The sequence below is a fragment of the Kineococcus haloalkalitolerans genome (assembly GCF_050871905.1).
Taxonomy (GTDB): domain Bacteria; phylum Actinomycetota; class Actinomycetes; order Actinomycetales; family Kineococcaceae; genus Kineococcus.
Window position 1 is genome coordinate 1 of sequence record NZ_JBJLSH010000038.1, and the last position, 22031, is coordinate 22031.

Here is a 22031-nt window from a genome sequence, read left to right on the forward strand (position 1 = left end):
CCCCCCCCCCCCCCCCCCCCCCCCCCCCCCCCCCCCCCCCCCCCCCCCCCCCCCCCGCCCCCCCCCCCCCCCCCCCCCCCCCCCCCCCCCCCCCCCCCCCACTACGGTGGCCGCCATGACCACCTGGGAGTACGCGACCGTCCCCCTCATCGTCCACGCGACCAAGCAGATCCTGGACCAGTGGGGGTCCGACGGCTGGGAGCTCGTGCAGGTCGTGACGGGCCCGGACGGCAACGGGCTCGTCGCCTACCTCAAGCGCCCCAAGGGCTGAGGGTGACCTCCCCCAGCGAGCGGCTGGCCGCGCTCGGCCTGCAGCTGCCCGAGGTCGTCGCGCCGCTGGCCGCGTACGTGCCGGCGGTGCGCGAGGGCGACCTCGTGCACACCTCCGGGCAGCTGCCGGTGACCGGCGGGCAGCTGCCCGTCACCGGCAAGGTCGGGCAGGGCGACGGGAGCGTCGACCCCGGCACGGCCGCCGAGCTGGCCCGCACCTGCGCGCTGAACGCCCTGGCCGCCGCCGCGAGCGTCGCCGGTGGCCTCGACGCGGTCGAGCGCGTCGTGAAGGTGACGGGCTTCGTGGCCAGCGACCCGGCGTTCACGGGCCAGCCCGGTGTCGTCAACGGCGCCAGCCAGCTGCTGCACGAGGTCTTCGGGGACGCGGGCCAGCACGCCCGCAGCGCCGTGGGGGTCGCGGTGCTGCCCCTCGACGCACCCGTCGAGGTCGAGATCACGGTGCGTGTCCGCTCCTGACGCGCCCTGGCGCGGTGGCCCGGTCACCGACCGGGCCACCTGCGTCCTGCAGGACAACCCCGGCCCGCTGACGCTGGACGGCACGAACACCTGGGTCCTCGCCGAGCCGGGGGCGCGCGACGCCGTCGTCGTGGACCCCGGCCAGGACGGCCCGTCCACCGGCGCGCACCGCGACGCCGTCCTGGCCCACCTGGCCGGGCGGGGCCTGCGGTGCGCGCTCGTCGTGCTCACCCACCACCACGCCGACCACACCGGCGCCCTGCCCGCGCTGCTGGCCGCGTGCCCGGGCGCGGAGGTCGTCGGCCGGGCCGACGTGGCCGACGGCGAGGAGCGCGAGGTCGGCGGGCTCCTCCTGCGGTTCCTGCGCACCCCCGGCCACACCGCCGACTCGCTGTCGGTGCTGGTGCCCGCGGACCGGGCGCTGCTGTCCGGGGACGTCGTCCTGGGCCGCGGCAGCACCGTCGTGGGTCCCGACGGCGACCTGGGCGACCACCTGCGCTCGCTGGGACGGCTGGCCACCGAGCCGGACGCGGAGGTCCTGCTGCCCGGTCACGGCCCCGCCCGCCGCGACGGCCGGGCGGTCGTGCGCGAGCAGCTGGACCACCGGCTGCAGCGGCTGGAGCAGGTGCGCGCGGCGGTCGACGCGGGCGCGGGGACGGTCGCGGCCGTGGTCCTGGCCGTGCACGGGCCGCTGCCGGAGCCCCTGGCCCGCGCGGCGCGCTGGTCGGTCGAGGCGCAGCTGCGCCACCTCGACCTCCGCCTGCCGGCCTGACCCCATCACCCCGCCGTGATCTTGCACTGAGTCACACCCGTCCTGCCGGGTCGTGGCGCCGGCAGGACGGGTGTGACTCAGTGCAAGATCACGGCGGGGTGGGTGGGGCGGGTCCCCGCGGGGTCAGCGGGCGCGGCGGGCCAGGCGGTCGACGTCGTGCAGGACGACGGCGCGGGCCTCCAGGCGCAGCCAGCCGCGCGAGGCGAAGTCGGCCAGCGCCTTGTTCACCGTCTCGCGCGAGGCGCCGACCAGCTGCGCCAGCTCCTCCTGCGTCAGGTCGTGCGCCACCAGCAGGCCGTCGGCGATGGGCCGCCCGAAGCGGCGCGACAGGTCCAGCAGCGCCTTGGCGACGCGACCGGGCACGTCGGTGAAGACGAGGTCGGCCAGCGCCACGTTGGTGCGGCGCAGCCGCTGGGCGAGGGCCTGCAGCAGGTGCTTGGCGACCTCGGGGCGCCGCTGCAGCCAGGCCATCATCTCCTCGTGGTTCAGGGCCACGAGGTCCGACTCGGACACGGCGCGCGCCGAGCTGGTGCGCGGGCCCGGGTCGAACAGGGACAGCTCGCCGAACATCTCCCCCGGCCCCAGGACCGCGAGCAGGTTCTCCCGGCCGTCCGGCCAGCGGCGCACCAGCTTGATCTTGCCCGAGCGCACGACGTAGACGCGGTCGCCCGGGTCGCCCTCGGCGAACACCTGCTCACCGCGCTCGAGGTGCACCGGCTCCATGGACCGCAGCAGCTCCGCCGCGGCCGGCTCGTCCAGCGCGGCGAACAGCGGCGCCCGGCGCACGACGTCGCTCAGCGTGTCCCCGCCCGCGTCGACCGCCGCGTCCCCCTGGCCCTGGCTCACCCGTGCTCCCCTCCGTGCCGGCGCCGGGCCGCCACGCCCGTGCGTGGCCGGTGGTCTCGACGCGCTGCCAGTGTGCCGCACGTCTCACGATCGGGCTCGCCGCTGCGCGGGCGCCGTCCCCCGGCGGAGGGGCCGGGAGGACGCGGACGGACCCGGCGGGGGGTCAGCCGGCGGGCGGGCGCCGCACCGGCAGCGGGCGGGCGCCCAGGGCCTGCGCGACGACGGCCAGCTCCTCCTCCAGGGCGGCGCCGTAGTCCTCCAGCAGCCGCAGCGTGCGCGAGGCCCGGGCGAGCTCCTCGCTGCTGCGCCCGTCCGCCTCGGCCGGGCGCACCCCGACCAGCGCGCGCAGGCCCGCGCCGGGGTCGGCCAGCGGCCCGCCGCGGGCGGCCAGCCACCGCTCGACGGGACCGCCGCCGGCCGCCGCCTCCACGGGCACCCGCAGGTCCTCCAGCTCCACGACACCGGCGACGAGCAGGTCCCGGCGCGCGCGCACCAGCCGGGCCCAGTGGCCCACCCGGCGCACCTCGTCGCCGAGCAGGTCGCGGCGGCGGCGCAGCAGCGGCAGCGGCAGCGCGTCCAGCTCGGCGCGCGCGACGCGCACGGCCCGGCGCGCCGCCCCGACGCCGCCGCCGGTGCGCCCGGCCGGCCCGGCGACCGTGGCGCTCCGCGGCTCCGCGGAGGCCGCCGGGGCGTCCAGCGGTGACGCCGGCGGGAGCACCAGCGGGGTCGCCGGCGGGGCGTCCGGCGCGTCCGCCACCTCGAGCGGGGGCGCGTCGTCGCCGGGGACGGCGGGTCCGGGGTGTTCCACGAGGTCCACGTCGTCGCCGGCACCGCCCGCCTTGACCGCGCGGGTGGTCGGCTCACCCTCCCGGTCCACGCGCCTCACCCGCCCGCGCGGGCGGCCACGCCCCGCCACCGGCCGACCGTCCGGGCGCGGGGCGGCCCGACGTACCCTCGGCGCGTGGACGCACCGGCCCCGCTGCGCGCGGAGACACCCCTCGCGCGGACGCGGCGGGCCCGCAGGGTGCACCGCCTCCTCACCGAGCGCTACCCCGACGCGCACTGCGAGCTGGACTTCACCACCCCGCTGCAGCTGCTCGTGGCGACGGTCCTGTCCGCGCAGTGCACCGACAAGCGGGTCAACGAGGTCACCCCGGCGCTGTTCGCGCGCTACCCCTCGGCGGCGGACCTGGCCGGCGCGGACCGCGCGGAGCTGGAGGCGCTCGTGCAGCCCACCGGCTTCTTCCGCGCCAAGGCCGACGCCCTGCTGCGGCTGTCGGCGCAGCTCGTCGAGCGGCACGGCGGGGAGGTGCCGGGGCGGCTGGAGGACCTCGTCGCGCTGCCCGGGGTGGGCCGCAAGACCGCCAACGTGGTCCTGGGCGACGCGTTCGGCGTGCCGGGCCTGACGGTGGACACGCACGTCGGCCGGCTCTCGCGCCGGCTGGGGTTCACCGTCCACGAGGACCCGGTGAAGGTGGAGACCGACCTCGCCGGGCTGATCCCCCGCCGCGACTGGACGATGTTCAACCACCGGATGATCTTCCACGGGCGGCGCACCTGCCACAGCCGGCGGCCCGCGTGCGGGGCGTGCCCCGTGGCCCGGCTGTGCCCCTCGTACGGCGTGGGCGAGACGGACCCCGCGCGCGCCGCGCGCCTCGTCAAGGGCCCGGACGTCCCCGGCGCGGCGGTCCCCGCGTGAGCGCCCCCGGCCGCGCCCCGCACCCGCCGTCCGCACCGCACCCGGACCTGCCGGGGTGGCTGCGCCCGCTGGCCGGGGCGCTGCCCGGGCTGCGCGCCGAGGACGTGGGCTGGCCCGAGCACCGCCTGGACGACGGCGCGGACGCCCGGCCCGCCGCCGTGCTCGTGCTGTTCGCCGACGGCCCGGCCGGCCCGGAGGTGCTGCTCACCGAGCGCGCCGGGACGCTGCGCCAGCACTCCGGCCAGGTCGCCTTCCCCGGCGGGCGCGCCGACCCGGGCGACGCCGACCCCGCCGCGACGGCGCTGCGCGAGGCCGCCGAGGAGACCGGCCTGGACCCGGCGGGCGTCGACGTCGTCGGGCAGGTGCCCGCCCTGCTGCTGTCGCACTCGCGGCACGCGGTCACCCCCGTCGTGGCGCACTGGCGCGCGCCCGGCCCGGTCGGCGTGCGCGACCCCGCCGAGGTGGCGCGCGTGGAGCGGGTGCCGCTGACCGAGCTGCACGCGCCCGGCGCCCGGCGGCGCGTGCGCGGGCCCGGCGGGTACACCGGACCGGCGTTCGCCGTGCGCGGGCTGCTGGTGTGGGGGTTCACCGCCGAGGTGCTCGTGCGGGTGCTCGCCCTGGGCGGGCTGGACGTCCCCGAGGCCCCCGGCACCCCGGAGCTGACCCTGGACGAGGCGCTGCGCTGGGCCGGCGGGGACAGCGGGGGCGGCGAGCCCGGCGGGGGGGACCGCGGGTGACGCCCTCCCTCGTCCTGGACGTCCTCCTCGTCCTGCTGCTGCTGGCCCAGCTGGTCGCCGGCTACCGGGAGGGTCTGCTCGTCGGGCTGTTCAGCCTCGCCGGGCTGCTCGGCGGTGCCGCCGCCGGCGTCCTCGTGCTGCCGGGGGTGGTGGCCGACTGGGCGCCGGGCGCCCAGCGCACCCTCGTCGTGGTCGTCGGCACCCTCGCGCTGGCGCTCGTGGGCCGCCTCGTCCTCGGGGTCGTCGGGCTGCGGCTGCGCCGGGCGGTCTCGTGGGCGCCCGCGCGCGCCGTGGACGCCCTGCTGGGCGCCGCGGCGAGCGTGGTCGCGACCCTGCTGGTGCTGTGGGTGGTCGCCGGGGCGGCCCGCACCGCGCCCCTGCCCGGGGTGGTGTCCGCCGTGACGGGCTCGCGGGTCGTCGCCGCCGTCGACCAGGTCGTGCCCGCGCGCACCGCCTCGGTGCTCTCGCAGTTCTGGTCCGCGGCGCAGGCCAGCGGCTTCCCGCGCGTCTTCGACGGCCTGGCGCCCGAGCCGATCCGGTCGGTGGACCCGCCGGCCAGCACCGTGCCCGAGACGGAGGGCCTGCGCGCCGCCCAGCCGGGCATCGTCAAGGTCACCGGGGTGGCGGCCTCCTGCCAGCGGGGCCTGGAGGGCAGCGGGTTCGTCGCCGAGCGCGGCGACGGGGCGGCGCGCGTGGTGACCAACGCGCACGTCGTCGCCGGCGTCAGCGCCCCGCTCGTGCAGCCGCAGGGCGTGGGCCGGCAGTACCCGGCGACCGTGATCGCCTTCGACGCGCAGCGCGACCTGGCCGTCCTGGAGGTGCCGGGCCTGGACGCGGACCCGCTGCCGCGCCGCGAGCGCCTGGAGCCCGGGGACGCGGCGATCGTGGCCGGCTTCCCGCTGGACGGGCCGTACACGCTGGCCACGGCCCGCGTGCGGCAGGTGCTGCAGGCGCAGGGCCGCGACATCTACGACGCCGCGGTCGTCTCCCGCGAGGTGTACTCGGTGTACGCGACGGTGGAGCCGGGCAACTCCGGCGGGCCGCTGCTGACCGAGGACGGTGAGGTCGCCGGCGTCGTGTTCGCCCGCTCGCTGGACGACCGCTACACCGGCTACGCGCTGACGCTGGCGGAGATGGACGCCGCGCTCGCCGCGGCCGGGTCGTCGGCGGTGCCCACGGGGGCGTGCGCGGCGGCCTGAACCGGGAGCGGGACGGACGCCCTACAGGCGCGCCAGCCAGGAGGTCAGGACGGCGGTCAGCCGCTCCGGGGCCTCCTCGGGCACGTAGTGGCCGGCGCCCGGCACCTCCACGACCAGGTGCGGGCCGTGCGCGTAGCGGGCGGCGGCGTCCAGGGCGGCGCGCCCGACGGTCGGGTCGAGCTGCCCGCGCACCTGCAGGACGGGCACGCTCGTGCCGGGGCGCAGCGCGGCGGCGAAGCGGCGGCCGTCGGCGCGCACGGCCGAGCGCACGACCCAGCGGTGCTGCTCCAGCGCCGAGTGCGCGACGAAGGGCACGCGGACGGCCTCGGCGTAGCGGTGCACGTCCTCCGCGGTGGGCCAGCCGGGTCCCGAGCGCGAGCGCAGCACCTGCTCGACGCCGTCGCCGCGCAGCAGGGAGCGCTCGGGCAGGACGGGCACCTGGCGGCGCAGCGCGGCCCCGGTCACCCCGGCGCCGGTGCGCGAGACGCGCTCGCGCAGCACCGAGCGCGACAGCAGCGGGTGCGCGGCGCCGACCGTCACCACGGCGCGCGCCTCGGCCGGGTGCAGGGACGGCAGCGCCCACGCGGTGCGCCCGGAGACGCCGTGGCCGACGACGACGGCCTCGCGCTCGCCCAGGGCCCGCACGAGGGCGGCCACGTCGGCCGCGGACGTGGGGGTGTCGTACCCGCGGGGCGGCTTGTCGCTGGCCCCGTACCCGCGCAGGTCCATGGCCACGGCGCGGTAGCCGGCGGCGGCCAGCCCCTCCAGCTGGGCGCGCCAGGCCCACCAGAACTGCGGGAAGTCGTGCAGCAGCAGCACGAGCGGGCCGCTGCCCATCTCGGCGACGTGGAAGCGGGCGCCGTGGGCGGCGACCAGCCGGTGCCGCCACGGCCCCTCGACGAGGACGGCCGAGACGTCGGTGGCGGCGCGGGCCACGGGCGCCGGGCCGGTGGTGAGCGCGGTCAGCGGGTGCTGGCCGCGCCGCTGACGCCGGCCTTGACCGCGGCGATGGTCTCCTTGGTGCTGCGGATGGTGCGCTCGGGCGGGCGGACCTTGCGCACGCGGCCGAAGCCGATCGCACCGGCGACGCCCGCGACGGCCAGCAGGGCGACCGCGACGAGCAGGTACGACAGCCACAGCGGCCAGCCGGCGCCCTCGTGCAGGGCGTAGGCGACGGTGATGCCGAGGAAGACGAAGGCGACGAAGCCGAAGACGCCCGCGACGGCGAACAGGCCCGCGCCCAGGCCGGCGTTCTTGACGTCGGCGGTGACCTCGGCCTTGGCCAGGGCGATCTCGTAGCGGACGAGCGCGGAGACGTCCTGGGTGGCGTCGGCGACGAGCTGGCCGATCGTGCGCTCCGGGGCTGCCGCGGTGGGTCGGTCCTGCAGGGTCGCCATCACTTCCTCCTCCGCACCGCCGCGGTCAGCGGCGGGGCGCTCAGCCGGGCCGGTCGCGGTCTCGCGCGGCGAGGAGAACCCTAGGCGTCCGCGGGGTGCGCTGCAGCGGCAGGTCCCGCGACACGCGAGGGACCGCACGGGCGCGGGGCGGGCGGGGTGCCGGCGGGGGTGCCGGTGGGGGTCGCGCCGCCGTCGGCGGGGGGACCGACGGCGACGCCCGGTCGTCCATGATCAGGGGGACGTGGCCGACCACTGACGACGGTAGGGGCCCGGGGCCGTGCGCGCGGGAGAACCGACGAACCTGTGGGTAGACGGTGGGTCAAGTCCCCCGTCCGGGGGTGTCAGCGCGCCCCGGCGTGGTCAGCGGGTGACGCCGCCCGGCGCGGCGACCGGGCGCCAGCGGGCCACCACCGCGCGGTGGTCGCTGCCCGGCAGGTCCGCCACCACCGTCCCCGTCGGCTCCCACGACGCGGCGTGGCCGAGGGCGTGGTCGATGCTCGCGCCCAGCGCGGCCGGCACCCGCTGCGGCCAGGTGCCGCGCGCGCCCGTGCCGGTGGCGCGGCCCGCGTCGACGCACCCGCGGGCGCCGGCCAGGCCGGGGTGGTCGAGCGTGGCGTTGAGGTCGCCGGCCACCAGCGCGCCCGGCGTCGCACCGCACCAGTCCGCGACGGCGGCGACCTCCGCGCGCCAGGCCTCCAGCAGGGCGCTGACGGGGGCCGCGGTGTGGGCGGCGGCGAAGACAGGTCCCTCGGCCGCCGCGGGCGCGGCCGTCACGACGGCCTTGACGCCGTCGTCCAGCTCGCCGGTGTCGCGGTAGGGCCCCCAGCGGTCGCCGACCAGCAGCGCGGTGCCGTAGCGGTCGTGCCCGTCGCCGCGGTCGGTGCGGAAGAGCACCTGCATCCGCGGCCCGCCCGCCGCGGCCACGCGGGCGGCGACGTCGCGCGCGTAGGCGAGGTCGGCCTCGGGCAGGGACAGCGCGTCCGCGCCGTGCCGCACGACGAGGTCCGCGACGGCGTCCCGGTCGGCGGAGGCGAACCGGACGTTGGCGGCCACGACGGTGACGTCCGCCGGGCCGGCGGGCGGCAGGGAGCCGGCGGACAGGCCGCGGGCCAGCGTGACGCCCAGCGACCCGGCCGCGGCGACCCCGAGCACCGCCGCGACCGGTGCCGCGAGCTGCCGGCGGAGGCCGCCGGACCGGCCCGTCAGCGCCGCGACGCCGGCGAGCCCGGCCAGGCCGGCCAGGCCCAGCCCCAGGGGCAGGCGGAACGAGACCGCCCACGCGAACGGGCGGGTGCCGCCCAGGCCCCACCAGTGCGGGGCGGCGACGACGGCCGCCCCCACGGCCGCCGACACCGCCGTCCCCACGACCAGCGCCGCCCCCGTGCCGGCCCGCGGGCGCCGGCCGGTCGTCCCCTCCTGCACGCGACCACGGTGCCGCAGCGGGCCCCGGCGCGGGTGGCCGCCCCGCGCACGGGCGGTGCAGGTCGTGTGCCCGGCCCCTCCCCTTCCCCGGTCCCCGTGGTGATCATGGACGGGTGAGGGCTCGCCCGTCCACGATCACGGCGAGGGACGGCCGGCCGGTCGCCCGCGCCCCCCTCCCCTCCGTGATCTTGCAGGGATTCCCAGCAAGATCACGGCAGGGAGGAGCGGGTGGGCGGTGCGGGGGTCGGCGGGTGGGCGGTGCTGGGTGGACCGCTCAGTCGGTGGACGTCATCCCGGAGCGGATGGAGTCCATCACCGAGGAGTCCGTCAGCGTCGTGACGTCGCCCGGCTCGCGGTTCTCGGCGACGTCGCGCAGCAGCCGGCGCATGATCTTGCCGGAGCGGGTCTTGGGCAGCTCCGCCACGACGAGGATCGACTTGGGCTTGGCGATCGGCCCGATCTCCTTGCCGACGTGCGCGCGCAGGTCCGCGACGGTGTCGGGGGTCTCCTCGTGGCCGCCGCGCAGGATGACGAACGCGACGACGGACTGCCCGGTGGTCTCGTCGCTGGCGCCGACGACGGCCGCCTCGGCGACGTCCGGGTGCGACACGAGCGCCGACTCGATCTCCGCGGTCGAGAGCCGGTGGCCGGAGACGTTCATGACGTCGTCGACGCGGCCCAGCAGCCAGATGTCGCCGTCCTCGTCGCGCTTGGCGCCGTCGCCGGCGAAGTACTTGCCGGGGAAGCGCGACCAGTAGGTGTCCTTGTAGCGCTGCTCGTCGCCCCAGATGCCGCGCAGCATCGACGGCCACGGCTCCGGCAGCACCAGGTAGCCGGCCTGCCCGTGGGCGACGGGCTCGCCGGCGTCGTCGACGACCTCGGCGACGATCCCCGGCACCGGCACCTGCGCCGACCCGGCCTTGAGGGTGGTCACCCCCGGCAGCGGGGCGATCATGTGCCCGCCGGTCTCGGTCTGCCACCACGTGTCGACGATGGGGGTGCGGTCGGAGCCGATGACGCGCCGGTACCAGCTCCACGCCTCGGGGTTGATGTTCTCCCCGACGCTGCCCAGCACGCGCAGCGAGGACAGGTCGTGGCGCTGCGGGTACTCCTCGCCCCACTTCATGCAGGTGCGGATGGCGGTGGGCGCCGTGTAGAGGATCGTCACGCCGTACTTCTCGACCACCGACCACCAGCGGTCCTTGTCGGGGGTGTCGGGGGTGCCCTCGTAGATGACCTGGGTGGCGCCGTTGGCCAGCGGCCCGTACGTGACGTAGCTGTGCCCGGTGACCCAGCCGATGTCGGCGGTGCACCAGTACACGTCGCGCTCGGGGCGCAGGTCGAACACCGCGCGGGTCGTGTACGCGGTCTGGGTCAGGTAGCCGCCGGAGGTGTGCAGGATGCCCTTGGGCTTCCCGGTGGTCCCGGAGGTGTAGAGGATGAACAGCGGGTGCTCGCTGTCGAACGCCTCGGCGGTGTGCTCGGGGCTGGCGGCCTCCAGGGCCTCGTGCCACCACACGTCGCGGCCCTGCGTCCAGTCGACCTGCTCGCCGTTGCGCCGCACGACGAGGACGTTCGTGACGCTGGGGCAGCCCTTGGCGAGGGCGGCGTCGACGGCGGGCTTGAGGGTGGTCGGCTTGCCGCGCCGGTAGGAGCCGTCGCACGTGATGACGACCTTCGCCTCGGCGTCGTTGATACGCGAGTGCAGGGCGTCGGCGGAGAAGCCGCCGAAGACGACCGAGTGGGGGGCGCCGATGCGCGCGCACGCGAGCATCGCCACGACGGACTCGACGAGCATCGGCAGGTAGACCGCCACCCGGTCCCCGGCCCGCACGCCCAGGGCCGTCAGCGCGTTCGCGGCGCGCGAGACCTCCTCCTGCAGCTGGGCGTAGGTGACGGTGCGCCGGTCGCCCGGCTCGCCCTCGAAGTGCAGCGCGACGCGGTCGCCGTTGCCGGCGGCGACGTGCCGGTCGACGCAGTTGACGGCCACGTTGAGCTTGCCGCCGACGAACCACTTCGCGAACGGGGCGCCGGACCAGTCGAGGACGTCGGTGAAGTCGGTGTCCCAGTCCAGGGCGGTGCGGGCCTGCTGCGCCCAGAAGCCCAGCCGGTCGGCGGCCGCGGCCTCGTACAGGTCGGCCCCGGCGACGGCCTCGGCGGCGAACTGCGGGTCGGGGGCGACGGGCGCCGGCTGGCTCGGACCCTCGGTGGTCGTCATCGACGTCTCCTTCGGCGGTCGGGCTGGTTCCTGCCGAGGCGGCACCGGCGCCGCCGTCGGCTCGTGCAGGAGGTTAGTCCGGGTCCCGTCGCGCGCACGTGGCACCGGGTGGCGGCGCCGGTGTGGCGCCCGCCACAGCAGCGGCGTCCGCGGCGTCCGCGGCGTCCCGGCCCGGGCGGGGCGCGAGCGCGCCGTGAGGGTCGAGCCGGCGCTGGCGACGACGACGACCGCGATCGCCGCCACCGAGGAGGCCGGCAGCGCCTGCGACAGCAGCAGGAAGCCGACGAGGGCGGCCAGCGCGGGTTCCAGGCTCAGCAGCACGCCGAAGGTGTGCTCGGGCAGTCGCCGCAGCGCCACGAGCTCCAGGGAGTACGGCACGACGGAGGAGGCCAGCGCGACGAGCAGCCCCAGCAGCAGGACGTGGACGTGGAGCAGGTCCGCGCCGGCGCCGGCCACGCCCGCCGGGGCGACGAGGACGGCGGCGACGACGCTGGCCACGGCCAGACCGCCCTGGCCGGGCACGGCCGCGCCGACCCGGGCGCTGAGCAGCACGTAGGCGGCCCAGAAGCCCCCCGCCACCAGGGCCAGGGCGACGCCGAGCGGGTCCAGGCGCCCGCCCGCGCCGTCGCCGCCCAGGCCGAGCGCGACGACGCCGGCCAGCGCCAGCACCACCCACAGCAGGTCGCGGGCGCGGCGGGTCAGGACGGCCGCCAGCGCCAGCGGCCCGAGGAACTCGCACGTCACCGCCACCCCGAGCGGGACCCGGGCGATGGCGGCGTAGAAGGCGGAGTTCATCGCGGCCAGGCTCACGCCGAACGCCGCGGACAGCAGCCACTGCCGCCTCGTCCACGAGCGCACCCGCGGGCGGACGAGGACGGCCATGACGAGCGCCGCGCAGACCAGGCGCAGCGCGGTGGCGCCGCTCGCCCCGACCAGCGGGAACAGCTGCGCGGCCACGCCGGCGCCGACCTGCACGGACGCGGCCGCGCCCAGGACCATCGCGACCGCGCCGGCGTCGCCGCGCCCGGTCGCCGTACCGGTGGTGCCGGCGCTCACCGCCGGGAGGAGCGGGTCACTTGCGCCCGGTGCGCCAGCGCATGCCCCAGCCGTAGGCCTCGTCGAGGGCCTGCTGGCCGCCCTGGACGTAGCGCACCTCGCGCTGCACGGACACCTCGCGCCCGTCGGAGACGAGCTGGGCGATGGCGCACATCGGGGAGCGGTCGTCGTGCTCGTCCAGGCGCACCTCGACCTCGGGGCCCTGGGCGGGGTGCAGGGTGACGACGCCGTCGGCGGCCGCCCAGTTCGGCACGCCCTCGTAGATGAACGCGAAGACGAGGACGCGCTTGATCCGGGAGGGGTCGCGCAGGTCGACGTACAGGTTCTCCCCGCCGCCGCCGCGCCGGTCGTCGCCGTCCAGCCACACCAGGGGGTCACCGGTGCCGCGGTCGCGGAAGGCGTTGCCGAGGGCCTGCACGACGCCCTTGGAGCCGTCGGCGAGCTCGTACAGGGCGCCGAGGTCGAGGTCGATCGCGCCGTCGCCGGCCGCGCCGGTGGCGGCCTGCTTGAGCTTGGCGAGGAACCCGCCGCCGGCGGGGGCGGGCGCCTGGCCGGGGCGGGCGTTCCACGCCAGGTGCACGCGCAGGGTGCCGCCGGCCGAGCCCTGCTTGGTCAGCGAGACGCGCGGCGCCGCCTTCGTCAGCGTCACCTTGCTGAGGTTCACCCCGCCGGCGGGGGCGCCGCCCGGCGCGCTCGCCGGGGTGCTCTCCGCGGGCTGGCCGGGCCGCTTGGTGTAGTCGATGGGCACGCTGCCTCCACCTGTCCGTCCGCGACCGGTCCGCCCGGTCCGCGCACGGGCAACGCCCGCGCGCCTCCCAGCGTGCCCCAACCGTCCGCGACGCTGCGCCCGCCCCCCGCCGTGATCTTGCACCGAGTCACACGCCGACCCGCGTGATCGACGATCCTGCGACCGAGGCGTGTGACTCGGTGCAAGATCACGGTGGGGGTGTCGAGTGCGACGGGTCGCTCAGGTCCAGGGGCCGGCGAGCAGGGCGCCGGTCAGCGGGGCCGAGGGGTCGGCGGCCAGGTCCAGGCCCGAGGCGGGGGCCCCACCGCGCACGAGCAGGTCCCCGACGGCGGCGATCATCGCGCCGTTGTCCGTGCACAGCCGCGGGCGCGGCACCCGCAGCTGGATCCCGGCCGCGGCGCAGCGCTCCTCGGCCAGCGCCCGCACCCGCGAGTTGGCCGCCACCCCGCCCACGAGCAGCAGCGCGTCGACGCGGTGCTCGCGGCAGGCCGCGAGCGCCTTGCGGGTCAGCACGTCGGCCACGGCCTCCTGGAAGGAGGCGGCCACGTCGGCCACGGGCACCTCGCCGCCGGCGTCGGCGCGGGCCTCCACCCAGCGCGCCACGGCCGTCTTCAGGCCCGAGAAGGAGAACGCGTACGGCGGGTCGGAGGGGCGCGAGAGCGCGCGCGGGAAGGCGATGGCGCGCGGGTCGCCGTCGCGGGCGGCGGCGTCGATCGCCGGACCGCCCGGGTAGGCCAGGCCCAGCACGCGCGCGACCTTGTCGAACGCCTCCCCCGCGGCGTCGTCGGTGGTGTCGCCCAGGTGCACGACGGGGTCGCGGGCGAGGTCGCCCAGCAGCAGCAGGGACGTGTGCCCGCCGGAGACGACGAGCGCCACGCAGCGCGGCGGCAGCGGCCCGTGCTCCAGGACGTCGACGGCCGCGTGCCCGGCCAGGTGGTGCACCCCGTACAGGGGCCGGTCGAGCGCGAACGCGAGCGCCTTGGCGGCGGCCAGCCCGACCTGCACGGCGGTGGACAGCCCCGGCCCGGCGGTCACGGCGACGGCGTCGACGTCGGCGAGGTCCAGCGAGGCGGCCTCGAGGGCCTGGCGGACCACCGGGACCATCGACTCCAGGTGGGCGCGGGCGGCGACCTCGGGCACGACACCGCCGAAGCGGGCGTGGGCGTCCATGCTGGAGGCGAGCGCGTCGCCGAGCAGGACGCCGTCGCTGACCAGCCCGACGCCGGTCTCGTCGCAGGACGTCTCCACGCCCAGGACGACGGGCGCGCTCACGCCAGCCCCGCGGCGGCGAGGATCTCCGCGCGCTGCCCGGCGGGCAGGCGGTCCACGTACACGACGCCCTCGAGGTGGTCGCTCTCGTGCTGCAGGCAGCGGGCCAGCAGCCCGGTGCCGACGATCTCCACGGGCTCGCCGCGCACGTCGACGCCGGTGACGCGGGCGCTGTCGGGGCGGCCCAGCTCGGCGTACTCGCCGGGCACGGACAGGCACCCCTCCCCGTCCACGTCCAGGCGGCGGCGCCGGCCGGTGGGCAGGTGCAGGACGGGGTTGACGACGTGGGCGACGACGTTGCGGCCGGTGCGCTCGGTGTCGTCGTCGGGGCAGTCGACGACGAAGACGGCGGCGTCGACGCCGATCTGGTTGGCGGCCAGCCCGACGCCGTCGGCGGCGGCCATGGAGGCGAACATGTCGGCGACCAGCTGCACGAGGTCGTCGTCGAAGGCGGTGACCGGGCGGCAGCGGCGGTGCAGGACGGGCGTGCCGTAGGTGGTGATGGGGTGCACCGCCCCGGTGCGCCCCTCGAACACGACGGGCTCCCGCTCGCCCGGCCGGCCGTCGTGCTCGTGCTGGTGCTGGTCCTCGTCCGCCACGGCGCCGATCGTAGGCGGGCGGGCGGGCCTCAGCCCTGGGGGTGGAAGCGGACGGCGAGGACGGCCACGTCGTCGCCGTCGGCGCCCATCTCGGCCAGCAGCGCGTCGACGCCGGCGCCCAGGTCGGGGTGGGCCAGGACCCCGCCGACGGCCCGCAGCCGTTGCAGGCCCGCGTCCAGGTCCCCGCGGCGGCGCTCGACGAGGCCGTCGGTGTACAGCAGCAGCGTCGAGCCGGCCGGTACGGCCACGAGGTGGTCGGTGCGCTCCAGGCCGGCGCCGGTGCCGACGATCAGCTCCGGCGGGGACGTCAGCAGCCGGGTGCGCCCGTCGGCCTGCACGAGCAGCGGCGGCGGGTGCCCGGCGTTGGCCCAGCGGAACCAGCGCAGCGAGCGGTCCCGGTCGTCGGCGTCGCGGCGCTGCTCGACGCGCCCGACGAGGCAGCTGGCCAGCAGCTGCTCGTCGCCCAGGGAGGTGACGACGCTCTCCAGGCGGGTCAGCAGCGCCGCGGGGCCGTCGTCGCGGTCCACCGCCAGCGCGCGCAGCGCGATGCGCAGCTGCCCCATGGCGGCGGCGGCGCGCACGTCGTGGCCGGCGACGTCGCCGATGACGGTCAGGGTGCTGCCGGTGGGCAGCAGCAGGACGTCGTACCAGTCGCCGCCGACCTGTGCGCCGCCGGCGGCGACGTAGCGGGCGATGACCTGCAGGTCGTCCGGCTGCGGCAGGCTGCGGGTGAGCATGGCCCGCTGCAGGGTCCGCGCGGTGCGGGTGCGCTCGGCGAGCAGCTGCGCGCGCTGCAGCGCTTGGGTGGCGCCGGTGGCCAGCGCGACGAGCAGGGCGCGCTGGTTCTCGTCCAGCGACAGGTCCTCGTGCCAGACCATCGTCAGCAGGCCGACGGAGGCGTCGCGGGCGAACAGGGGCACGGTGACGACGTAGCGCACGTCCGCGGCGCGCCAGCGGTGCGCCAGCTCGGGGAACTCGGAGTGCAGGGCGGCGGCGTCGTCGAAGCGGGGCCGGCCGGTGCGCAGGGCGAGGGTGCCGGGGCCCGGGCCGTCCAGCGGCAGGTCGGTCCACTGCTCCACGGCGCCCTCGGCGTACTCGCCGGAGAACGGGGTGCGCAGCAGGCCGCGCTCGTGGTCGACGACGGACAGCGCGGCGTAGGCGGCGCCGAACTCGCGGCGGGCGACCTCGACGACGGCGTCGGCGACGTCCTGCAGCGTCTCGGTGGCGGTCAGCGCCTGCGACAGGCGCAGCAGGCGGCGGGTGTGCTCCAGGCCCTCCTGGGTGGTGCGCAGCAGCTCGTCGCGCTCGACCTCCACGCGGTGCTGCTCGGTGACGTCGCGGAAGGCGCACAGCACCTTGCCGTCGACGCGCTGGGCGCGGGCGGTGAACCAGAGCTCGCGGCCGGGCACCTGCCCGGTCCAGGTGACGAGGTCCTCGGTCTCGCGGGTGCGCGCCAGCGCGGCCCGCCAACCGGCGCCGCCCGCGTCGGGGAAGAGGTCGGCGAAGGGGCGGCCGACGACCTGCTCGACGGGCAGCTCCAGCAGGCGGGCGCCGGTCGCGTTGACGTGGAGCACCTCCCAGCGGTGCTCGGCGTCGAGGACGACGATGCCCTCGGACACCTCCTGCCACGCCCGCAGGAGGAGCGGGTCGACCGCTGCTCCGGCTGCCACGGGAGCGACCTTAGGGACGGTCCGGGCTCGGCGCAGGTGATCGCGCGCTTCGCCGCCCTCCCGCGACCGGCCCGCGACCGGGGGACAGCGGGCGGGCGCGTCAGCCGCGGGCGGCGAGGACGGAGAACTCCAGCTCGCCGTCGGCGGCGACGGCCACGAAGCCCAGGTCGGGCGGGACGACGCCGAAGTCCGTCCAGGTCACGGGCACGGCACCGGTCACGGTGACCGCGTCCTCGCCGGTGCGCTCGACGGCCGCGGGGACGGTGACCGGGCGGGTCTGGCCGTTGAGGGACACGGTGCCGGTCAGCTCGACGGTCACGGCCGCGCCGGGTTCCTCCAGGCCGCCGAGGGGGGCGGGCCCGGTGAGGGTGAAGACGGCGTCGGGGTGGGTGGCGACGTCGACGACGGAGCTGCGGAAGTACTGGTCGCGGCTGCCGGAGTCGGTGGCCACGCTCGCCAGGTCGACGGTGAGGACGGCGGCGGTCAGCTCGCCACCGGTCACGGTCAGCTCGCCGTCGACCTCCTCGGTGCGCCCGGTGACGGTGATGTCGCGCCCCTCGAGGACCTCGGCGACGCGGTACCCGGCGACGCTGCCCGCGGCGACCGTCCAGGTGCCGTCGAGCTGCGCCCCGGCGGCCGGGGCGGTCGCGGTGGCGGTGGGAGTGGCGGCGGGGGCGAGCTGGGCGTCGGGTTCCCCGGCGACGAACCGCGCGTAGAGGGCGGGCCCGGCGAAGACGGCCAGGGCCGTCCCGGCGAGGACCAGGACCACGACGACCGCGGCGACCACCCACGGCCAGCGCCGGCGCCGGCGTCCCGTCCCCCGCTGCTCCTGCTGCTGCTCCTGCTGCGCCACCGTGCCTCCCCCCGCGCGCCGCCGGTCGCGGCCCCTGCCGGGTCAACGGCGCGGGCGCCCCCGGGGTTCGCCGGGCTCGCCGCGCTGGTCCGGCGGGTCGGACCCACCCGGCGGGTCTGCGTGGGCGAGCAGGCGCCGGGCCGCGCGCGCCACGGCGGCGCGCACCTCGGGGGGAGCGGACAGCCGGTGGGGCACGTCCTCGGGGATCCACAGCAGGGCGGTGGCCACCTGCTCGGGGTGCTCGACGGCGAGCGGCCAGCGGGTGCCGCCCGCGCCGTCGGCGACGGCGTCGCGCAGCCACCAGCCGAAGCGGGCGCGCGCCTCCTCCAGGGGCAGGTCGAGGTGGACGTCGACCCGCACGCGGGCGCGGTCGGCGCCGGAGACGGCGCGGGCGACGAGCTCGGCGGCGCTGGCGGTGGGCAGGGGGCGCGGCGCGAAGCGCACCCCGGTGGGCTGCAGGGCGGAGGCGCGGTCGAGGCGGAAGGTGCGCCAGGCGGCGCGGTCGAGGTCGTGGGCGACGAGGAACCAGTGCCGCGCCTCGGCGACGAGGGCGTGCGGCTCGACGCGGCGGCGGGTCTCCTGCCCGCTGCCGGAGACGTAGTGGAAGCGCACCTGCTCGCGGTCGCGGCAGGCCAGCGCGAGGCGGCTGAGCAGGTCGGTGGGCACGGGCCGCCCGCGCGGGCCGGAGGGCTGCAGGTGGTCGGCGAGGGCGTTGACGCGCCGGCGCAGCACCGGCGGCAGGACCTGCTCGAACTTCGCCAGCGCCGAGGCGGTGGTGTGCTCGCCGTCGGCCAGGCCCTGGGTGGCGGCCGCGCGCAGGCCCACCGCGACGGTGACGGCCTCGGCGTCGGTGAGCAGCAGGGGCGGCACGTCGCTGCCGGCCTCCAGCCGGTACCCGCCGGCGGCCCCGCGCACGGAGGTGACGCGGTAGCCGAGCGCGCGCAGGCGCTCGACGTCGCGGCGCAGGGTGCGCTCGGTGACGCCGAGGCGGCGGGCGAGCTCGGGGCCCGTCCACTGCCGGTGGGTCTGCAGCAGGCCGAGCAGTTCCAGCGCCCTCGCGGTGGTCCCCGACACGGCTCCGATCCTGGCAGCGCACCAGGACAGGAGCTGTCCTGTTGGGCTCCTAGCGTCGTCGGCACCAGGAGGAACGGCGAGGAGGACACCGTGGACGTGAGGATCGAACTGCTGACCGTGCCCGTCACCGACGTCGACCGCGCGATCGGGTTCTACGTGGACGGGTGCGGTTTCGCGCTCGACCACGACGTGCGGGTGGACGACGCCACCCGCTTCGTGCAGGTCACCCCGCCGGGGTCGGCCTGCTCGATCGTGCTCGACTCCTTCACCGGCACGATGCCGCCGGGGTCGCAGAAGGGCGTGCAGTGCGTCGTGGCGGACGTCGACGCGGCGCGGGCGGACCTGCTCTCGCGCGGGGTCGGGTGCACGGAGGTGGACGAGCAGCCGTGGGGCCGGTTCGTGTTCTTCGCCGACCCCGACGGCAATGCGTGGGCGCTGCAGGAACTGCCGCGGGAGGGGTCGCGGTGATCGACCACGTCGGCCTGCCGTGCGTCGATCCGGCGGCCTCGGCGGAGTTCTGGCTGCGGGTGTTCGCCCCGCTGGGGGTGCGCGAGGCGCTGCGGTTCCCCACGCCCGCCGGTCCGGTCGTCGGGCTGGCCGGACCCGGCGGAGGACCGGACCTGTGGTGCGCGCCGGCGGAGGGGCACGGCTCGCGCCCGGTGCACCTGGCGCTGGGCGCCCCGACGCGGGAGGCCGTCGACGCCGTGCACGCGGCGGCCCTCGACGCGGGCGCGGAGGTCCTGCACGCGCCCCGCGTGTGGCCGGAGTACCACGAGCACTACTACGCGGTGTTCGTCCGCGACGCGGACGGGAACAACGTCGAGGCGGTCTGCCACCGGCCGCCGGGCTGACCCCCACCGGCCCGCGGGGCTCGCGCCGCGGGTGGGCGCGGCGGGAGGATGCCCCTGTGACGACGGCGTCCCCTCCCCCGCCGCCCCGCCCGCTCACCGACCGCGAGCGCGGGGCGCTCACGGCGCTGCTGGAGCGCGGCACCGGCTCCGCCGGGGGCCGTCCCGTCACCGCGGAGGACCGCGCCCGGTGGTCGGCGCAGGTGCCGGGAACCCTCGCCGGGCGCCGCTGCGGGTGCGGCACCTGCCCCTCGGTGGAGCTGACCGACGCGGCCGGCCGCACCCCGGCGAGCGGCGACGGGCGCGTCGTGCTGGAGGCGTCGGCGCCGGGGGCGCTGCTCCTGCTGTTCGTCGACGAGGACCGGCTCAGCTACCTGGAGCTCGCGCCGCTGGACGACGCCGGTGTCGCCGAGTTCCCCGACGCCGGGCAGGTCCGCCCCCCGTCGTGACCGGTCGCGCGCGGGCGGGCGGGGGCCGGTGGTCCCGTCGTCCCGCGGCGGCGCCCCGCGCTCTGGGAGGTTGTCCGGGTGATCGTCCACGTGGTGTCCCACCCCGAGGTGCTCGTCGACCCGGCCGTGCCGGTACCGGAGTGGGACCTGTCGCCGGCCGGGTACGAGCGGCTGCAGCGGCTGACGGCGCTGCCGTGGGCCCGGTCGGCGGCGTTCGTGGCCTCCAGCGCGGAGCGCAAGGCGCTGCGGACGGCGCAGGCCGTGGCCGCGGTCAGCGGGTGCGCCGTGCACGTGGACGCCGAGCTGGGCGAGAACGACCGCAGCGCGACGGGTTTCGTGCCACCGCGGGAGTTCGAGGTGCTGGCCGACGCGTTCTTCGCCGACCCGGGGCGCAGCGTGCGCGGTTGGGAGACGGCGGCGGACGCGCAGCGGCGCGTCGTGCGGGCGGTGGACCGGGTCCTGGAGCGCGCGCGGGGAGTCGCCGGCGTCCCCGAGGGCGGTGGCGTGGTGATCGCCACGCACGGCGGGGTGGGCACGCTGCTGCAGTGCGCGCTGCGCGGAGCGGCGATCGACCGCCGGTTCGACCAGCCCGGGCAGGGCAGCTGGTACAGCTTCGACGCCTCCACCCGGCAGGTGCACGGCGGCTGGCAGCGGTTCTGAGGACGCTCGCACGACGTCGCGGCGACGGGGGCAGCGGCACGACCGCGACACCGGCCGACGTCCCCCGCGGCCGCGGGAGGACGCCCGGCACCGGCTACCGCGCGCCGTAGCGGGCGAGCGTGGTCAGCACGGCCTCCTCGACCTGGTGGGCGACGGCGGCGTCCGAGGGGTTCCAGTCGACGAGGAACATCCGGGGCCACAGCACGAAGTTCGAGATCATGCCGAGGAACTGGGTCGTCGCCGTCGTCGGGTCCGGCACGTGCAGCGACCCGGCGTCGGCGGTGGCCCGGAGGTAGCGGCGCACCTCGTCGAAGAACGGCAGCTTGCCGAGGTCGAACTGCCGGCGCCCGAGGTCGGGGGACGAGGGCGCCTCGGCGATGACGAGGCGGAAGAGCCCGGCGGTGTCCGGCCGGCCCAGCAGCTCGGCGTACACCGCGCCCACGGCCCGCAGCCCCGTCCCGGGGTCGGCGGGGTCGAGGTCGTCGGTCAGGTGCGCCCGGGGTGCCCACACCTCCTCGACGATCGCGTCGAACAGGGCGTCCTTGGTGGGGAACTGCTTGAACAGGGTGGCCTTGGAGACCTGCGCCGCGGCCGCGACCTGGGCGAGGGAGGTCCGCGCGAACCCCTGGTCGGCGAACAGCGTCCTGGCGGCGGCGAGGATCGCGGCCCGCTTGTCGGCGGCGACCCGCTGGTGGAACGAGGACGTACCGGGCACGCACCGACGGTACCGGAAGGTGAGTCACTTGACTCACCTCACCGTCGGGGTCATCCTCGCGTGAGGTGAGTCGACCGACTCACCTCAGAGGAGGAACCGATGCACGAGCGGTACACGCAGGACGTCGTCCTGATCACCGGGGCCACCGGCGGCATGGGGTCGTCGCACGCCCGCGGCTACCACGCCGAGGGCGCGCGCGTCGTGGTCACCGGCCGCCGCGACGACGAGGGACGGGCCCTGGCCGACGAACTGGGCGAGCGGGCCGAGTTCGTCCACCTGGACGTCACCGACCCCGGCGACTGGGCGCGCGCGGTCGCCGTCACCGAGGAGAGGTTCGGGCCGGTCAGCGTCCTGGTCGACAACGCCGGGCTGCAGACGCCGCCCGCCACGATCGAGGACACCGACCTCGCGGACTGGTCGCGCGCGCTCGCGGTCAACACCACCGGCACGTTCCTGGGCATCCGGGCGGTGGCCCCGTCGCTGCGCCGCGCGGGCGGCGGTTCGATCGTCAACGTCGTCTCGACGATGGCGAACACCGGCACCGCCCTCTTCGCGCCGTACACCGCCGCCAAGTGGGCCGTGCGCGGACTGACCCGCACCGCCGCGCTGGAACTGGGCCGCGACGGCGTCCGCGTGAACTCGGTGCACCCGGGCGTCGTCTCCACGCCGTTCGTCCACGACCCCGTCCCGGGCTCCGAGACCGTCATCGCCGACGCCTTCTCCCCCGACGCCCTCGCCGTGCCGCGCCTGGCGGAACCGCGGGAGGTCACCGACGTGCTGCTGTGGCTGACCTCGCGCGAGGCGGGTTTCGTCACGGGCGCCGAGATCGTCGTCGACGGGGGCCTGCTGCTGGGCCCGGCGCTGCGGGCGGGGACGGCCGGTGCCTGAGTCGCCGTCCGGCCCCGGCGCGGGGCTGAGCGTCCTCGACGCACCGCACGCCCCGCACCCGCGGACCGCCCAGCCACGGTCCGTCAGGCCGTGGATGCGCCCGGGCGGGGCGGGCAGGCTCGGGAGCACGCACCAGCCGGACAACCGGTGCGACGACCAGCGGCC

At 77.7% G+C, this 22031-nt stretch carries 24 protein-coding genes and 1 pseudogene; 11 read left to right on the forward strand and 14 right to left on the reverse strand.

All coding sequences use genetic code 11. The features are described 5' to 3' along the window. The first annotated feature begins 115 nt into the window (after nucleotides 1-115). From ACRYMY_RS14585 to ACRYMY_RS14595, 3 genes are read left to right on the forward strand one after another with little or no spacing between them, the layout of a single operon-like run. Complete coding sequence (locus tag ACRYMY_RS14585) at nucleotides 116-271, forward strand: DUF4177 domain-containing protein (RefSeq protein WP_369052658.1); 156 nt, start codon at nucleotides 116-118, stop codon at nucleotides 269-271. 2 nt (nucleotides 272-273) lie between these two features. Continuing rightward, complete coding sequence (locus tag ACRYMY_RS14590; RefSeq protein ID WP_432547977.1) at nucleotides 274-747, forward strand: RidA family protein; 474 nt, start codon at nucleotides 274-276, stop codon at nucleotides 745-747. Next, nucleotides 734-1519 carry an MBL fold metallo-hydrolase gene (locus ACRYMY_RS14595; protein WP_432547978.1) on the forward strand — a complete coding sequence of 262 codons (786 nt, stop codon included), beginning with the start codon at nucleotides 734-736 and terminating at the stop codon, nucleotides 1517-1519. Before ACRYMY_RS14590 ends, ACRYMY_RS14595 begins: the two co-directional genes overlap by 14 nt. A 123-nt stretch (nucleotides 1520-1642) precedes the next feature. On the opposite strand, the gene ACRYMY_RS14600 is transcribed toward ACRYMY_RS14595, so the two are convergent. Both ACRYMY_RS14600 and ACRYMY_RS14605 read right to left on the reverse strand, forming a co-directional pair. After that, entirely contained in the window at nucleotides 1643-2317 is a 675-nt protein-coding gene (locus tag ACRYMY_RS14600) for a Crp/Fnr family transcriptional regulator (protein ID WP_432548016.1), read from the reverse strand. 211 nt (nucleotides 2318-2528) lie between these two features. Then, the gene (locus tag ACRYMY_RS14605) at nucleotides 2529-3242 is read right to left on the reverse strand and encodes a hypothetical protein (RefSeq protein WP_432547979.1); all 714 of its coding nucleotides are present in this window, start codon (nucleotides 3240-3242) and stop codon (nucleotides 2529-2531) included. Nucleotides 3243-3326: 84 nt separating this feature from the next. On the opposite strand from ACRYMY_RS14605, the gene nth reads away from it, so the two are divergent. From nth to ACRYMY_RS14620, 3 genes are read left to right on the forward strand one after another with little or no spacing between them, the layout of a single operon-like run. Next, nucleotides 3327-4064, forward strand: a complete 738-nt coding sequence (nth, locus tag ACRYMY_RS14610; RefSeq protein WP_432547980.1) for an endonuclease III — start codon at nucleotides 3327-3329, stop codon at nucleotides 4062-4064. After that, a complete protein-coding gene (locus tag ACRYMY_RS14615; RefSeq protein WP_432547981.1) occupies nucleotides 4061-4801 on the forward strand; it encodes an NUDIX hydrolase in 741 nt (246 codons plus the stop codon). Before nth ends, ACRYMY_RS14615 begins: the two co-directional genes overlap by 4 nt. Next, nucleotides 4798-6000: a MarP family serine protease gene (locus tag ACRYMY_RS14620; RefSeq protein ID WP_432547982.1), complete on the forward strand. Its 1203-nt coding sequence runs from the start codon at nucleotides 4798-4800 to the stop codon at nucleotides 5998-6000. The genes ACRYMY_RS14615 and ACRYMY_RS14620 overlap by 4 nt, the downstream gene beginning before the upstream one ends. Nucleotides 6001-6021: 21 nt before the next feature. Here the strand turns inward: ACRYMY_RS14620 and ACRYMY_RS14625 are convergent, their stop codons facing one another. From ACRYMY_RS14625 to ACRYMY_RS14675, 11 genes and pseudogenes are all read right to left on the reverse strand, one after another. Beyond that, the gene (locus ACRYMY_RS14625; protein WP_432547983.1) at nucleotides 6022-6936 is read right to left on the reverse strand and encodes an alpha/beta fold hydrolase; all 915 of its coding nucleotides are present in this window, start codon (nucleotides 6934-6936) and stop codon (nucleotides 6022-6024) included. Between the two features lie 26 nt (nucleotides 6937-6962). Further along, complete coding sequence (locus tag ACRYMY_RS14630; RefSeq protein WP_432547984.1) at nucleotides 6963-7397, reverse strand: phage holin family protein; 435 nt, start codon at nucleotides 7395-7397, stop codon at nucleotides 6963-6965. Between the two features lie 360 nt (nucleotides 7398-7757). Then, the gene (locus ACRYMY_RS14635; protein ID WP_432547985.1) at nucleotides 7758-8819 is read right to left on the reverse strand and encodes an endonuclease/exonuclease/phosphatase family protein; all 1062 of its coding nucleotides are present in this window, start codon (nucleotides 8817-8819) and stop codon (nucleotides 7758-7760) included. Between the two features lie 274 nt (nucleotides 8820-9093). Continuing rightward, the gene (gene acs / locus ACRYMY_RS14640; protein WP_432548017.1) at nucleotides 9094-11037 is read right to left on the reverse strand and encodes an acetate--CoA ligase; all 1944 of its coding nucleotides are present in this window, start codon (nucleotides 11035-11037) and stop codon (nucleotides 9094-9096) included. 219 nt (nucleotides 11038-11256) lie between these two features. Further along, nucleotides 11257-12036 (reverse strand): annotated as a pseudogene (locus ACRYMY_RS14645) (EamA family transporter); the annotation flags it as partial. 73 nt (nucleotides 12037-12109) lie between these two features. Further along, the gene (locus ACRYMY_RS14650) at nucleotides 12110-12841 is read right to left on the reverse strand and encodes a TerD family protein (RefSeq protein WP_432547986.1); all 732 of its coding nucleotides are present in this window, start codon (nucleotides 12839-12841) and stop codon (nucleotides 12110-12112) included. Nucleotides 12842-13060: 219 nt separating this feature from the next. Beyond that, nucleotides 13061-14113, reverse strand: coding sequence for a tRNA (adenosine(37)-N6)-threonylcarbamoyltransferase complex transferase subunit TsaD (tsaD, locus tag ACRYMY_RS14655; RefSeq protein ID WP_432547987.1), 1053 nt, complete (start codon nucleotides 14111-14113; stop codon nucleotides 13061-13063). Beyond that, on the reverse strand, nucleotides 14110-14709 hold the full coding sequence (gene def / locus ACRYMY_RS14660; RefSeq protein ID WP_432547988.1) for a peptide deformylase: 600 nt from the start codon (nucleotides 14707-14709) through the stop codon (nucleotides 14110-14112). Before def ends, tsaD begins: the two co-directional genes overlap by 4 nt. A 29-nt stretch (nucleotides 14710-14738) precedes the next feature. Next, the gene (locus ACRYMY_RS14665; protein WP_432547989.1) at nucleotides 14739-16379 is read right to left on the reverse strand and encodes a SpoIIE family protein phosphatase; all 1641 of its coding nucleotides are present in this window, start codon (nucleotides 16377-16379) and stop codon (nucleotides 14739-14741) included. A gap of 100 nt (nucleotides 16380-16479) precedes the next feature. Further along, on the reverse strand, nucleotides 16480-17232 hold the full coding sequence (locus tag ACRYMY_RS14670) for a YceI family protein (RefSeq protein WP_432547990.1): 753 nt from the start codon (nucleotides 17230-17232) through the stop codon (nucleotides 16480-16482). Nucleotides 17233-17274: 42 nt separating this feature from the next. Continuing rightward, nucleotides 17275-18306, reverse strand: coding sequence for a helix-turn-helix transcriptional regulator (locus ACRYMY_RS14675; protein WP_432547991.1), 1032 nt, complete (start codon nucleotides 18304-18306; stop codon nucleotides 17275-17277). A 90-nt stretch (nucleotides 18307-18396) separates the two neighbouring features. Between ACRYMY_RS14675 and ACRYMY_RS14680 the strand changes: the two genes are divergently transcribed. From ACRYMY_RS14680 to ACRYMY_RS14695, 4 genes are all read left to right on the forward strand, one after another. Further along, on the forward strand, nucleotides 18397-18774 hold the full coding sequence (locus ACRYMY_RS14680) for a VOC family protein (RefSeq protein ID WP_432547992.1): 378 nt from the start codon (nucleotides 18397-18399) through the stop codon (nucleotides 18772-18774). After that, complete coding sequence (locus tag ACRYMY_RS14685; protein WP_432547993.1) at nucleotides 18771-19157, forward strand: VOC family protein; 387 nt, start codon at nucleotides 18771-18773, stop codon at nucleotides 19155-19157. The genes ACRYMY_RS14680 and ACRYMY_RS14685 overlap by 4 nt, the downstream gene beginning before the upstream one ends. Before the next feature lie 56 nt (nucleotides 19158-19213). Then, nucleotides 19214-19603 carry a hypothetical protein gene (locus ACRYMY_RS14690; RefSeq protein WP_432547994.1) on the forward strand — a complete coding sequence of 130 codons (390 nt, stop codon included), beginning with the start codon at nucleotides 19214-19216 and terminating at the stop codon, nucleotides 19601-19603. Nucleotides 19604-19681: 78 nt separating this feature from the next. Then, on the forward strand, nucleotides 19682-20263 hold the full coding sequence (locus tag ACRYMY_RS14695; RefSeq protein WP_432547995.1) for a histidine phosphatase family protein: 582 nt from the start codon (nucleotides 19682-19684) through the stop codon (nucleotides 20261-20263). Nucleotides 20264-20357: 94 nt separating this feature from the next. On the opposite strand, the gene ACRYMY_RS14700 is transcribed toward ACRYMY_RS14695, so the two are convergent. Next, nucleotides 20358-20978, reverse strand: coding sequence for a TetR/AcrR family transcriptional regulator (locus tag ACRYMY_RS14700; protein WP_432547996.1), 621 nt, complete (start codon nucleotides 20976-20978; stop codon nucleotides 20358-20360). A gap of 99 nt (nucleotides 20979-21077) precedes the next feature. Between ACRYMY_RS14700 and ACRYMY_RS14705 the strand changes: the two genes are divergently transcribed. After that, a complete protein-coding gene (locus ACRYMY_RS14705) occupies nucleotides 21078-21866 on the forward strand; it encodes an SDR family oxidoreductase (protein WP_432547997.1) in 789 nt (262 codons plus the stop codon). The last annotated feature ends 165 nt before the right edge of the window (nucleotides 21867-22031 follow it).